Origin of the sequence: Yinghuangia soli (genome assembly GCF_021502675.1) — a bacterium.
Lineage (GTDB): Bacteria > Actinomycetota > Actinomycetes > Streptomycetales > Streptomycetaceae > Yinghuangia > Yinghuangia soli.
This window is the reverse complement of the sequence record NZ_JAKFHA010000012.1, coordinates 136,427-149,471: the sequence shown is the minus strand read 5'-3', so window position 1 is coordinate 149,471 and position 13,045 is coordinate 136,427. Positions and strand designations below refer to the sequence as shown.

The window sequence follows — 13,045 nt, the reverse complement described above, 5'->3', positions numbered from 1 at the left end:
TGGTCTTGGTGACGGTCTTGGCGGCGGTTTCGGCGGCGGGGTGCGGTGCGACGGATGAGCGGTCGGGCGGGCGGGTGCCGAGTGGGCCGTCGGGGGCTTCGGCTTCGGCTTCGGGGGCGTCTACGAATGGCGCGCCACCGGTGAGTACGGGGAGCGGGTCGCCGGCGGCTGTTCCGGCCTTCGGGGTGCAGGCTCAGGCTGTCTCCGAGTTCCTGGCCGAGAAGTGGCCGCAGGGTGCCGGCGGCACCGCGGCGGTGGCCAGGGACGGGCAGTTGGTGGCGTGCCAGGGAATGGGCAAGGCCGATCAGGCCGCCGGGCGCGCGGCGGACTGCGACACCGTGTACGACATCGGCTCGATCACGAAGTCGTTCACCGCGGCCGCGGTGCTCAAGCTGGAGATGAGCGGCGCGCTGAAGGTGACGGATCCGATCGCCGTCCATCTGGGGGCCGTACCGGCCGACAAGCGGGGCATCACGATCCACCACCTGCTGACCCATACATCGGGCCTGCCCGAAGGCCTCGGCGACGACTACGACCCGGTGTCGCGGGACGCCTTGGTGGCCGAGGCCCTGGCTGTGCCGCTGGAGGCAGCGCCCGGGCGGGAGTTCGCGTACTCCAACGTGGGCTATTCGGTGCTGGCGGCGATCGTGGAACGGGTGTCGGGGGTCCCGTACGACGAGTACCTGGCCCGGAACCTTTTCCGGCCGGCCGGGATGGTCCGGACGGGCTACGCGCTGCCCGACCCGGGCCGCGGCGACGTGGCGGTCGAGTACGACGCGCAAGGGAAGCCCCAGGGGCGCCCGTTCGATCATCCGTGGGCGCCGGACGGCCGCCCGCACTGGTATCTGCGCGGCAACGGCGGGCTGCTGTCCACCGCCCGGGACATGTACCTCTGGTGTCGGGCGCTGGAGGGCGAGTCCGTCCTGGACGCGGCGGCGAAGGCGAAGATGTTCACGCCGCATGTGCCGGAAGGCGACGGGTCGACCGGATCGTACGGCTACGGCTGGACGATCCTGCCGACCGGCGACGGCCCCGTCGCCACGCACGACGGCGGCAACGACTGGTCCTTCGCCCGCGTCCTGATCCGCCCCGGCACCCGGACGATGGTGTTCTGGGCCACGAACGCGGTTGTCCGCAAGGGGGCTTGGAACTTCGAGGACCGCGACCAGGAGCTTTCACTCGGGCTCCTGGCCGCAGCCTCCCCCGGCACCTGAGCCGACCGCGCGACCGGAAACCGGCCGCGGCGGTCAGCGGGCCACCGCGCGCCGGTACTCGGGGTCGGTGGCGAGCAGTTTGCGGTGCGGACCCTCGCTGGTGATGGCGCCGTCGTCCAGGACGAGGACGCGGTCGGCGGCGTCGAGGAGCGCCGGGCTGGCGGTGATGACGATGGTCGTGCGGCCGCGGCGCAGATCGGCGAGATTGCGGGCGATGAGCTGCTCGGTGACGGCGTCCACGGCGGTGGTCGGGGACTGCAGGACCAGTATTTCCGCGTCGGCGGCGAGTGCTCGGGCCAGGGACAGGCGTTGGCGCTGGCCGCCGGAGAGGTTCGCGCCGCGGTCGCGGACCGGGTAGTCGAGGCCTTCGCGGTGGAGGGCGACGACGTCGGTCAGCAGGGATGCCTCGACGGCTTCGGGCACGATACGGCTGGTGCCCGAAGGGTCGATGTTGGTGCGGAGGGTTCCCGCGAATATCTCGCCGTGGTCGGGGTTGACGAGTATGTGGGTGCGGACGGCATCGACAGGGAGGCCGGCGATGTCGTGGCCGCCGACGCGTACCGTGCCCTGGTAGGTGCCGGGTGCGGCGTTGCGTGCGAGGAGCGCGGCCAAGTCGGCTGCCGCGCGCGGCTGGTACGCGACGATGGCCACGAACTCGCCTGCCGCGACGTGGATGTCGAGTCCGCGCAGTGACTCGTGGTGGACGCCGTCGATCTCCAGGTCGCCGCCGAGGGACGGGCGCTGTGCGGGTATGGAGGCCTGCGGTTCATCGGTCAGCACCAGGGCCATACGGTCGGCCGAGGCACGGGCGATCATGACGTACTTCGGCATCTCCGAGAAGAGCTTGAGCGGTTCGATGATGAACTGCGCGAGTCCGACGGCCATGACCAACTGGCCGATGGTGATGCTGCCGTCGAAGGCCAGCCAGCCTGCGGTGAGGGTGACCGCGGCGGCGAGGACCGCGTTGAGGCCCTGCGCGGTGCCGGCGTACGCGCCGTTCGCCCGGGCCACGGCGACGGCCTGGCCGGTGGCCTCGCTGCTGACCCGGCGGTACGAGCGGAAAGCGGCGTGGTTGCCGCCGAAGCCGTGCAGCGGTCGCAGTCCGGTGATGAGGTCGGCGACCTTGGCGCCGGCGCGGGCGACACGGGCCTGCTGTTCGCGGGTGCGCGAGCCGATGCGCTTGGACATCACGCTGAGGACGGTCAGGATCGCGGCGGTGCCGAAGACGACGAGCAGGCCGAGCCGGTAGTCGGCCAGACCGAGGGCGACCGCGGCGACCGCGACGGCGACCAGCGAGCTGATGAGGACCGGGACGACCTCGACGATGTCGGCGGTCTGGTCGGCGTCCTCGGTCGCGATGGTCAGGATCTCGCCGGACTTAAGGACGGACGCGGAGCCGCCGGACGCGGAGCCGCCGGACGCAGCGCCGGTCGCGGCGACCGGCTGGAGGCCGCGCGACGCGACCTGGACCCGCCAGTAGTGCGCCTCGGTCGTGTTCGCCTTCTGCAGGATGCGCATGCCGAAGCGCCACGACAGCGACACGATCGTGGTGACCGCGGCCAGGGCGAGGATCGCCAGCCCGAGTGCGCCGAGGCTGCGATCGCGCATCGTGTGCTCGACGATCAGGCCGAGCGCGATGGGGAACGCGGTCTCGCCCGCTTGGTACGAGCTCATCAGGGCGGTGCCCCGGGACATCGCCCCGAGGTTGCGGCGCAGCGCGCTGCGCAGGATCCGGGCGCCGGGGCGCGGCTGCCGTCCCTTGCGCGGTTCTTCGACAGGCGGCTGCGGGTCCTGCGGCTTCTGCTGCTCCCGGCCCTGCTGGACCGGCTGGACCGGCTGGACCTGCCCGTGCTGCTGGTCGGTTGTGCTCATGATGTCCAGCTGCCTTCCCGCCAGGCCTGCCACAGCCGGGCGTACCGGCCGCCCAGCGCCACCAACTCCTCATGGGTGCCCTGCTCCACGACGCGGCCCGCGTCCAGGACGGCGATGCGGTCCGCGGCCATCGCCTGGGTGAGGCGGTGCGCGACCAGCAGGGTCGTGCGTCCCCGGCAGGCGGCGGCGACGGCGCGTTCGAGTTCGGCGGCGCCTGCGCTGCCGGCCTCGGCGGTCGACTCGTCGAGGACGACCACGGGTGCCCCGCCGAGGATCAGCCGGGCCAGCGCGATCCGGGCGACGCGGGTGGCGTCCAGGCGTTCGCCGCCCTCGCCGACAGCGGTGTCGAGGCCGTCGGGCAGGGACTCGGCCCAGGCGCCGGCGTCGACGGTACGCAGGGCGTCGAGGAGTTCGGCGTCGGTCGCGGCCGGGGCGGCCAGCCGGAGGTCTTCGGCGAGCGTGCCGGAGAAGACGTGGGTCTCCTGGGTGAGGATGCCGACCAGCCTGCGGGACGCCGCGCCGTCCAGAGCGGCGAGGTCCGTGGCGCCGATGCGCACCGTGCCGGAATCCGGCGTCCCGATGCCGGCGATCAGCGCGGCCAGCGTCGACTTGCCCGCGCCGGTGGCCCCGACCAGGGCGAGCGAACCGCCTGCGGGGATCGTCAAGTCGACGTCGTGCAGCACGGGTTCGTCGGTGTCCGGGTAGCGGTAGGTCAGGCCCCGTACGGTCACCGGGTACGCGGCGGGGTGCGGCGCGGCGGCTGCCTCGGCGGCGCCGGGGCGTGCCGCGGACGGGTCGCCCACCAGGCGCTGCCCGTCGGACTCCCCCAGCACGCCGACGAGCCGGGTCAGGCTCGCGCCCGACTTCTGCGCCTCGTCGAAGGTGAACAGAATGGCACCCAGCGGATTGAACAGCCGGTGGAACAGCAAAGGCACGGCGGCGACTTCGCCGAGTGTGGCGGCGTCGGCCTCCAGCAGGGCGTACCCGACGACGATGATCAGGCCGAGTCCGATGAACTCGGCGCGGTTCTCCCGGCCCACGAACCGCCCGAAGAACCGGAACACCTCGATGCCCAGGTCGCGGACCCGCGCCGACTCGTGGGTGACCTTCGCGCGGAAGGCCTCCTCGAGGCGGTACGCGCGGACCGTCTCGATCCCGTCCAGCCCGCTGATCAGCGCCTGCGCCCGGTCGGCCTGCGCGGCGCGCTGGCGGCGGTAGAGCGGGGCGGAGCGCGGGAGGTACCAGCGCAGGGCCAGGGCGTACGCGGGCAGTGCGGCGGCGCCGGCCAGGCCGAGCCGCCAGTCGAGCCCGAACATCCCGCCGGTGGCGACGACGACCAGGACTCCCGCGGAGAAGACCGTGGGGACGGCCATGCGGATGCCCTTGGACAGCACGGCGACGTCGTCGCCGACCCGGGACAGCACGTCTCCGCGGCCGACTTGCTCGATGCGGGCGCTGGGCATGCCGAGCACCGCGTGCACGGCGCCTTCTCGCAACCGCGCGAGGAGTTCGGCGCCGAGCCGGCCGATCAGGTACGTCGACGCCGCGGTGGCCGCCGCGCCGAGCAGCGCGGCGGCGACCAGCCAGATGCCGAGGACGGCGAGTTCGGACCGCGGTTCGCCGGCCGTCACACCGTCGACGACCCGGCCGAGCAGCAGGACGGGGACGACTTGGAGGGCCGCCCCGGCCACGGTGCAAAGTGCGGTGCCCGCGGTCAGCCAGGGCATTTCACGGCACTGCGCCGCGACCCAGCGGGTCGCGGCGCGGCCGCCGGCCGTGCCCAGAGTCGCCTGGGCCTGGGCCTGGGCCTGGGCCTGGTCCTGAGCCTGGTCCTTGGGCGCAGTCTCCGGGCCGGCCTGGGTGTCGGTGGTGCTCACGCGGCGGCCGTACCGGGAGCGGATACGCGGTGGCAGGTCACTACTGGCCGACCGACTTGACGATCTCGTCGATGGCGTAGGGCAGCGACAGCAGCGTGCTCTGCGACATCGCGGCGCCGATGGCCGGGCCCTCGCTGTCGAGGAGGTACGACACCTTGTTGTTCTTGACCGCGGGCAGGTTGGCGAAGAGCTGGAAGTTCTTCAGCGCGGTCTGGTCGGCCTGGTCGGCGATGACGAAGATGCGGTCCACGTTGACCAGGTCGATGCGCTCCGGCGAGAGCACGGTGTAGAACTTGTCGCCCGCGATCTTGTCGATCTCCGGAACGCCCTTGAAGCCGACGGAAGTCACCAGGCGGCCGCGTACGTCGGTGGTGGTGAAGGGTGCGACCGAGTCCTTGTACCAGGACAGCGCGACGCCGGTCTGGTTCGCGAACTCCGGGTGCTTCTGGCGGATCGCGGCGAGCTTGTCGTCGATGCCCTTGACCAGCGCGGCGCCTTCGTCGGCCTTGCCGAGGGCCTTGGCGATGTGCAGGGCGTTGTCCTGCCACGGCGCGCTGAAAGGTTCCTTCTCGCCCTTGGTGCGGCCGACGGTCGGGGCGATCTTGGTGAGCTTGTCGTACGCGGCCTGGTCGATCTCCGAGTAGACCGCGATGATCAGGTCGGGGCGCAGCGCGGCTATCTTCTCGAAGTTGGGGCCGGAGTCGCCGTTGCTCATGACCACCTCGGGGCGCGCGCTGCCCCACTTGTCCTTCACCCACGGCCACTGGGTGTTGACGTCGGGGCTGGTGCCGGGCGGGTTGGGGTACTGGTCGACCATGCCGACCGGCTTGATGCCGAAGGCCAGGATGGTCTGGTCGTCGGTGTAGCCGACCGAGACCACGCGCTGCGGGGCCTTGGCGACGGTGGTGGATCCGAAGGCGTGCTCCACGGTGACCGGGAACGCGCCGGCCGACGCGGCGGGCGCCGAGCCGGCCCCGTCGGCGCCGGTGCTGCCGGCCTTGTCCGCGGAGTCGGAGCCGCAGCCTGCGAGCAGGCCGGCACCGAGGGCCGCGGCGGAGGCGACGGCGGCCAGCCGCCGCCAGGAGGTCGTACGCTTCGCTGTCCGGAAGAGCATTCGGAGTCCTCTGCTTTCGCGCCGTTCGGTCCGGACCGGCCGTGGGGCGGCACGCCCCCGTCCGGGAAATCGAAGTAAGGCTAGCCTTACCTAATCTTGAGCGCGCACCGCCCCCTCCACCGGGGCGCGGGCCCCGGCGTCGGCGCGGACGTGGGCACGCCCGATCGGCACGATCAGCGGCCGGTGCCCGACCGGGTCGTCGATGACCCGGGCCCGCAGCCCGAAGGCCTCGTGCAGCAACTCCGCGGTGACGACGTCGCGCGGGTGGCCCTGGGCGAGGATCGCGCCCGCCTTCATGACGACGAGGTTGTCGCTGTAGCGGATGGCGAGGTTGAGGTCGTGCAGCACCATGACCACTGTGCGGCCCGCCTCGTGCAGGTCGTCGACGAGGTCGAGCACGTCGATCGCGTGCGCCAGGTCGAGGTAGGTGGTCGGCTCGTCCAGCAGCAGGAGGTCGGTGCCCTGGGCCAGTGCCATCGAGATCCACACGCGCTGGCGCTGCCCGCCGGACAGCGCGTCCACCGGCCGGTCGGCCAGGTCGGACACGCCGGTCAGGGCCAGCGCGCGGGCCACCACGTCGGCGTCGTCCGAGGACCACTGCCGCAGCCAGCTCTGATGCGGGTGGCGGCCGCGGGCGACCAGGTCGGACACCGTCAGGCCTTCCGGGGCGACGGGGGCCTGGGGCAGCAGGCCGAGCTTCTTGGCGACGTCCCGGGTCCTGGCCTTGGCGATGTCCTCGCCGTCCAGGACGACGCTGCCCCGGGCCGGCCGCAGCAGCCGCGCGAGGGTGCCCAGCAGGGTCGACTTGCCGCAGCCGTTGGGGCCGATGATCGTGGTGACCAGGCCGGGCGGTACCGCCACGTCGAGGCCGTCGATGACGGTCCGGCTGCCGTACCCGACCGTGATCCCGCGGGCGGCCAGCCGGACTTCGGGGGCATCGGAGGCTTCGGGGGCTCCGGGGGCTTCGGGAATTCCTACTGTCATGTCCTCCGCCTGAGGTTCGCCCGCACGAGCAGGTAGACCAGGAACGGCCCGCCGATCGCGGCGGTGACCACGCCGACCGGCAGCGCGGTGGGCAGTGCGGTACGCGCGACCAGGTCCGAGCCGATGAGCAGCAGCGCCCCCGCGAGCCCGGAGGCCGCCAGCGGCGGCGTCGGGCTGCCGACCAGGCGCATGGCGATCTGCGGCGCGACCAGCGCGACGAACGGGACCGGGCCCGCGGCGCTCACCGCCGCCCCGGCCAGCAGGACCGCGCACAGCATCAGGACGGCCCGTACCGCGGAGTACCGGACGCCCAGGCCGGCCGCGACCTCGTCACCGAGGTGCAGCGGCTTGAACTGGAACGCGGCCGACACCACGACCACCAGCAGCACGAGCGTGCACCAGAACGCGATCCGCACTTCCTCCCACGACCGGTTGTCCAGCGAACCGACCAGCCACGCCTGGGCCTTGGCCACGTCCCGGATGTCGGCGGTGGCCAGCAGCCAGGTAGTGAGGGCCTGCATCACGGCGCTGACCGAAATGCCGATCAGCACGAGCCGGAAGCCGTCGATGCCGCGCCGCCAGGTCAGGGCGTACACGAGCAGGCCGGTGCCGAGACCGCCGGCCAGGGCCGCGGTGGACAGCCCGACCGTGCCGGCGACGGCCGCCGAGGCCCCGCCGGACACCGTCACCAGGAAGACCGCGACCGCACTCGCCCCGCCGGTGACGCCCAGGATGTCCGGACTGGCCAGCGGGTTCCGGGCGAGGGACTGGATGAGCGCGCCGGACACCCCCATCGCGATCCCGACGACGAGGCCGGCCAGCGCGCGCGGCATCCGCAGGTCCATGACCACGAACTCGTCGAACGGGTCGCCGCGGCCGAAGATCGTGGCGACGACGCGGGGCAGGCTGATGCGGAAGTCCCCGATGGAGACCGACACGCAGAACACCGCGAAAGTGGCGGCCGCGAGCAGCGCGGTCACCAGGACGGCCCGCGGCCGCCACACGAACGACACCCGCCCGAACCGCACTCCGGCCGCCACCCGCGGCTGCACGTCGAGGCCGCTCATGCGCTCTTGAGCTTTCCGCGCCACACCAGGGCCGCGAAGAAGGGGGCGCCGAGCAGGGCGACGAGCACACCCGCGTCCAGTTCCTCGGGACGCACGACGACCCGCCCGACCATGTCGCAGAGCAGGAGGACGAGCGCACCCAGCAGTCCGGCGTACGGCACGAGCCAGCGGTAGTCCGGGCCGGTCAGGTGGCGGGCGACGTGCGCGACCATGAGCCCGAGGAACGCGATCGGCCCGCAGGCGGCGGTCGCGGCGCCGGCCAGCAGCGTGATCGCGGCGATGCCCCGGATGCGGCTGCGGGCGATGTCCACGCCGAGCCCGCGGGCGACGTCGTCGCCCAGATTGAGGAGGTTGATCGAGGGGAGCGTGGCGGTCGCGAGCGCGAGGCCGGCCGCGATCAGCCCGGTCACCGGCCAGATGACGTCGAAGCCGACGCCGGATATCGAGCCCGAATTCCAGAACCGCAGCGCGTTCAGCGACGCCTGGTCGTTCAGCGCGACCGCCGTGGTCATGGCGGTGAGGAACACGGTGACGCCCTGGCCGGCCAGGGCCAGCGTCAGCGGATTGCCCGCCCCGCGGCCGAGGCTCGCCAGCCCGAACACGACGGCCCCGGCCAGCGCGGCCCCGGCGAGGGCGAACCAGACGTACTGCGCCGGGTCCGCGAAGCCGAACACCGAGATCGCGAACACCACCGCGAACGACGCCCCGGCGTTGATCCCGAGCAGTCCCGTGTCGGCGATCGGATTGCGCGTGTACCCCTGGATCAGCGCACCGCCGACCCCGAGGGCGGCCCCGGCCACGATCGCCAGGACCATGCGGGGCACCCGCACGGTCTGCACGATGAGCCTGATCTCGTTGAGGCGCTGGTCGGCCGTCGGCTCGGCGAACAGCCCGTGCCAGACCTCCGACGGGCTCAGCGAACGTGCGCCGACGGCCAGCGAGGCCACCGCGGCGAGCCCGAGGAGCAGGACCAGGACGGCGAGTCCGCCCCCGCGCCGCGGGCCCCGAGCGCCTTTGGGCACCGGGGTCTCGGCCGCGGTCCGGGCCGTCGCGATGTCGGCCGGGGACCGGTGAAGCGCCGTCAGAAAGCACCTCTCACGGGGAGTTGCCCTTCCTGCGGAGGCTGCGGGAAGGGACTCGGGCAGCACGGAATGCCGACGTGCCCGCAAGGCGGGCAGCCAGAATTTAGGTGAGCCTAAGCTAAGAGTGCGAGAGAGTCGACACCGGTGTCCCCTGCGCGTGGAACGCGTGGCGATCTCTAACTGCCCCGGGCGGAGTCCCCGTGCCAGGCGTGCCACAGCCTGGCGTAGCCGCCGCCGGCGGCGACGAGGGCGTCGTGGGTGCCCAGTTCGGTGATGCGGCCGTGGTCCATGACGGCGATGCGGTCGGCGTCGTGGGCGGTGTGCAGGCGGTGCGCGATGGCGATGACCGTGCGGCCGTGCAGGACCGCGGCCAGCGCGCGTTCCGCGGCCCGGGCGGCGGTGGGGTCCAGCAGCGCGGTCGCCTCGTCCAGGACCAGGGTGTGCGGGTCGGCCAGGATCACCCGGGCCAGGGATATCTGCTGGGCCTGGGCGCCGTCCACGCGGTGCCCCGGGCCGCCGAGTCCGGTGTCCAGGCCGCCGGGGAGCCGGGCCGCCCAGTCCGCACCGACCGCTTCGAGGGCCGCATGCAACTGCGCGTCGGTCGCCGCCGGGGCGGCCAGGGAGAGATTGGCGCGCAGGGAGTCCTGGAAGACGTGCTGCTCCTGGGTGACCAGGAGCACCTGGCGGCGCAGGCGGTCCGGCGCCAGGCCGGCGACCGGTACCCCGCCCACGGTCACCGTTCCGCTCCGCGGCGGGTCGATGCCGGCCAGCAGGCGGCCGAGCGTGGACTTGCCCGCGCCGGAGGGGCCGACCACGGCGAGCCGCTCCCCCGGGCGGATGACCAGGTCGACGCCGCGCAGCACGTCCGTGCCGAAGTCGTACGCGAAGAAGGCCTGGTCGACGACGATCCGGTCGCCGGACGGTTCGGCGGGGCTGCCTCCCGGCCCGGCTCCCCCTCCCGGCCCGGCTCCGTCAGGCCGGGCTCCCCCTCCCGGCCGGTCCGCCGGTTCCGGGCGCTTGGCCGGCGGCACCGACGTCAGCCCTTCGACCCGCGCGAAGGCGGCACTCGCGTTCTGCAGCAGCTCCACCGACCACAGCAGCACATCCGCCGGCCCCACCAACTGCCGTATGTACATGGTGGCGGCGACGACCGTGCCCAGGCTGACCGATCCCCGCTCGTGCAGCACGGCGCCCGCCACGAGGATCCCGCTGAGCGGCAGGACGTAGGCCGCCTCGACGGCCGAGAAGAGCACGGTACGCAGCCGCAGGGTCGCCAGGCTGGTCCGCCGGGTCTCGGCGACCGCCGCCTCGACGGCTTCGGTGCGCCGCCCGGCCAGCGCGAGGGCGTCCACGGTCCGCGCCCCTTCCGCGCTGGTGACCAGGACGTCGGCCAGCGCCGAGTTCGCCGCGCGGGCGGCCAGGTAGGCGGGCCGGGCCCGTCCCAGGTACCAGCGGGTGGCGAGGCCGAAGCCCGCGAGGCAGGCCAGCCCCAGCGCCCCGAGGACCGGGTCGAGGGCGACGATCGCCACGACGACGACCGCCATCTGGACCAGGGCGATCGCGGTGTCGGGGACGACCCCGGGCAGCGTCGTGGCCACGGTGGCGATGTCCGTCGTCCCGCGGGCGACCAGGTCCCCGGCCGGCACGCGCTCCGCCACCGCCGGAGGGAGCGCGAGCGTGCGGTCGAGGAAGCGTTCGCGGATACGGGCAGCGGTACGCTCGCCGAACTTGGCCCCGGCGTAAGCGGCGTAGCGGAGCAGGACCGCCTGGACGACGGTGAAGGCGACGATCAGGAGCGCAAGCCGGTCCACTTCGGCCACGACGTCCGCCGGCCCGCCGCCGGTACCGCCAGGCCCGCCGCCCGGCCCGGCCGCGCGCTGGACCGCATCCACGATGCCGCCCAGCAGCCAGGGCCCGACCAGCCCGGCCGCCGCGGCAAGCACGGCGAGCAGCATCATGCCCGCGAACAGGGTTTTGTCGGCGCGTACTTCGCCGAGCACGGCACGGCGGACCTCGGCGCGGCCGGCGATCGGAAGCGCGCCGCTCATGCGCGGGCTTCCGCGTCATCCCGGGAGACAAGGTCCCGGTACCCGGCATCGGTACGGAGGAGTTCGCGGTGCGTGCCGGATGCCTCGGCCTTTCCGTCCGTCAGATACACGACCGCATCGGCGAGTTCGAGGACGATCGGGGACGTCGTCGCGAGCACGGTGGTCCGTCCTTGCCGGGCGGCGCGGAGGCGTTCGGCCATGGCCGACTCGGTGTGCGCGTCGACTGCCGAGGTCGGCTCGACGGCAAGGAGTACTTCAGGGGCGCCGTACACCGCACGGGCCAGGCGCAGGCGCTGCCGCTGGCCGCCGGACAGATTGCGGCCGCGGGCGGAGACCGGCGCGCCGAGCCGCTCGGGCAGCGCCTCCACGATGTCGTCCGCGGCAGCGACGTGGATCGCGGCCAGGACGGACGCGTCGTCGGGGTCGTGGCGGCCCGCGACCACGCTGCGGATGCTCCCCGCGAAGATGTCCGCCTCGTTGTCGGCGACCAGGATCCGGGCGCGGACCTCGGCCAAGGCGATTTCGCCGAGGCGTACACCGCCCCACGTGGCATCGGACGGGACGAGGCGGCCGAGCCGGTCGACCACCGCCGCGGCGTCCGCGGGCCGGGCGCCGGCGAGTGCGGTCAGGAGTCCGGGCCGCACCTCGACGCCCGAGACCGGGTCGTACAACACGGCAGAGCCCTGGGGACCGGCGACCGTCCCCGGCCCGTCGGCGAGTTCGGGTTCGAGGCGCAGGAACGCCGTGACGCGGCGGGCCGCGACGTCGGCCCGTGCGTAGTCGGTCCCCATCTCGATGAAGAACCGCACGGGGACGACCAGCATCGCGACGTAGCCGTACACCGCGACCATCTCGCCGATGGTGAGCGCCCCTTGCGCGGCCATCCGGGCGGCGAGCCAGGTGACCGCGGCGAGGAAGAGGGCGGGGAGTCCGGCGGCGAGGGCCCCGACCCAGCTGGATGCGGCACCGACGCGGTAGCCGCCCGCCCGCAGTTCCTCGGAGTCCGCGCGGTAGCGGCGGGCGCGGGTGGCCTTGCCGCCCAGGCCGTTGAGGACCCGGAGCCCGGCCGCGACATCCACCAGCTGCGCCATCAACGCGCCTTCCTGGGCACGGTAGTCCGTGCCGGACTTCTGCAGCCGGCGCAGCACCGGTCCGACCGTCGCGGCGATGAGCGGGACGCCGAGCAGGATGACCGCGGCGAGCAGCGGCGAGATCGCGAGGAGGACCGCCGCGACCACGGCGTACGCCACGACGGCACCCACCCCGGGGCCGGTCATGGTCAGCGACTGGGAGATCGCCTGGATGTCGGCCATGCCGATCGCGACGACCTCGCCGGTCGTGGTCTGCCGCGGCAGTGCGGAGCCGAGCCGGCCGGCCTGCCCGACCACGGCGCGGGCCATCCGGATCGAGGCGTCCAGGCGGATCTTCGTCATGGTCCGGTGCCGGGCGATGCCGAGCGCGGCGTTCGCCGCGCCGGCCGCGAAGACCCCGGCGGCCCATCCGAGCAGCACGCCGAAGTCCCGGGGCCGCAGGCCTTCGTCGACGGCCCGGGAGAGCAGGTACGGCGGCAGGGCGAGGCCGACCATCCAGAGGCTGCCCAGCGTCGCGCCGGCGAGGACGCGGCCTTTCTGGCTGACGATGAGCCAGGCGAGGAAGCTGCCCGTACCCCTGATGTGCACCGGCTTGGGCATGGCGAAGTCGGTGGCCATGAAAGGAACTGTACTTAACCGTTGTTCACCGCGATCAGCCGCGGGCCGCCGGCTGCGGCGGACGCGAACCCGCCTTGT

At 73.4% G+C, this 13,045-nt stretch carries 9 protein-coding genes; 1 reads left to right on the top strand and 8 read right to left on the bottom strand.

Features of this window, described 5'->3' with window-relative positions:
• Positions 1-185 precede the first annotated feature (185 nt).
• Positions 186-1,214 (top strand): serine hydrolase domain-containing protein, encoded by a 1,029-nt coding sequence (locus LZ495_RS21050; RefSeq protein ID WP_235054089.1) that lies wholly within the window; start codon positions 186-188, stop codon positions 1,212-1,214.
• 33 nt (positions 1,215-1,247) lie between these two features.
• Here the strand turns inward: LZ495_RS21050 and LZ495_RS21045 are convergent, their stop codons facing one another.
• The 8 genes from LZ495_RS21045 to LZ495_RS21010 form a co-directional block, all read right to left on the bottom strand.
• Complete coding sequence (locus LZ495_RS21045) at positions 1,248-3,086, bottom strand: ABC transporter ATP-binding protein (protein ID WP_235054088.1); 1,839 nt, start codon at positions 3,084-3,086, stop codon at positions 1,248-1,250.
• Entirely contained in the window at positions 3,083-4,813 is a 1,731-nt protein-coding gene (locus tag LZ495_RS21040) for an ABC transporter ATP-binding protein (protein ID WP_443732550.1), read from the bottom strand. The genes LZ495_RS21045 and LZ495_RS21040 overlap by 4 nt, the downstream gene beginning before the upstream one ends.
• Positions 4,814-5,003: 190 nt before the next feature.
• Complete coding sequence (locus LZ495_RS21035; protein WP_235054086.1) at positions 5,004-6,077, bottom strand: iron-siderophore ABC transporter substrate-binding protein; 1,074 nt, start codon at positions 6,075-6,077, stop codon at positions 5,004-5,006.
• A 90-nt stretch (positions 6,078-6,167) separates the two neighbouring features.
• A complete protein-coding gene (locus LZ495_RS21030; RefSeq protein ID WP_235054084.1) occupies positions 6,168-7,061 on the bottom strand; it encodes an ABC transporter ATP-binding protein in 894 nt (297 codons plus the stop codon).
• Positions 7,058-8,128 (bottom strand): FecCD family ABC transporter permease, encoded by a 1,071-nt coding sequence (locus LZ495_RS21025; RefSeq protein ID WP_235054083.1) that lies wholly within the window; start codon positions 8,126-8,128, stop codon positions 7,058-7,060. Before LZ495_RS21025 ends, LZ495_RS21030 begins: the two co-directional genes overlap by 4 nt.
• Positions 8,125-9,150 (bottom strand): FecCD family ABC transporter permease, encoded by a 1,026-nt coding sequence (locus tag LZ495_RS21020; protein ID WP_235054082.1) that lies wholly within the window; start codon positions 9,148-9,150, stop codon positions 8,125-8,127. Before LZ495_RS21020 ends, LZ495_RS21025 begins: the two co-directional genes overlap by 4 nt.
• Positions 9,151-9,386: 236 nt before the next feature.
• Positions 9,387-11,258: an ABC transporter ATP-binding protein gene (locus tag LZ495_RS21015; RefSeq protein ID WP_235054080.1), complete on the bottom strand. Its 1,872-nt coding sequence runs from the start codon at positions 11,256-11,258 to the stop codon at positions 9,387-9,389.
• On the bottom strand, positions 11,255-12,967 hold the full coding sequence (locus LZ495_RS21010; protein ID WP_235054078.1) for an ABC transporter transmembrane domain-containing protein: 1,713 nt from the start codon (positions 12,965-12,967) through the stop codon (positions 11,255-11,257). The genes LZ495_RS21015 and LZ495_RS21010 overlap by 4 nt, the downstream gene beginning before the upstream one ends.
• Positions 12,968-13,045 lie beyond the last annotated feature (78 nt).

Bases quoted from the DNA above. Each gene is read 5' to 3' on its own strand.
- LZ495_RS21045 (WP_235054088.1), bottom strand. From the start codon at position 3,086: ATGAGCACAACCGACCAGCAGCACGGGCAGGTCCAGCCGGTCCAGCCG.
- LZ495_RS21040 (WP_443732550.1), bottom strand. From the start codon at position 4,813: ATGCCCTGGCTGACCGCGGGCACCGCACTTTGCACCGTGGCCGGGGCG.
- LZ495_RS21035 (WP_235054086.1), bottom strand. From the start codon at position 6,077: ATGCTCTTCCGGACAGCGAAGCGTACGACCTCCTGGCGGCGGCTGGCC.
- LZ495_RS21030 (WP_235054084.1), bottom strand. From the start codon at position 7,061: ATGACAGTAGGAATTCCCGAAGCCCCCGGAGCCCCCGAAGCCTCCGAT.
- LZ495_RS21025 (WP_235054083.1), bottom strand. From the start codon at position 8,128: ATGAGCGGCCTCGACGTGCAGCCGCGGGTGGCGGCCGGAGTGCGGTTC.
- LZ495_RS21015 (WP_235054080.1), bottom strand. From the start codon at position 11,258: ATGAGCGGCGCGCTTCCGATCGCCGGCCGCGCCGAGGTCCGCCGTGCC.
- LZ495_RS21010 (WP_235054078.1), bottom strand. From the start codon at position 12,967: ATGGCCACCGACTTCGCCATGCCCAAGCCGGTGCACATCAGGGGTACG.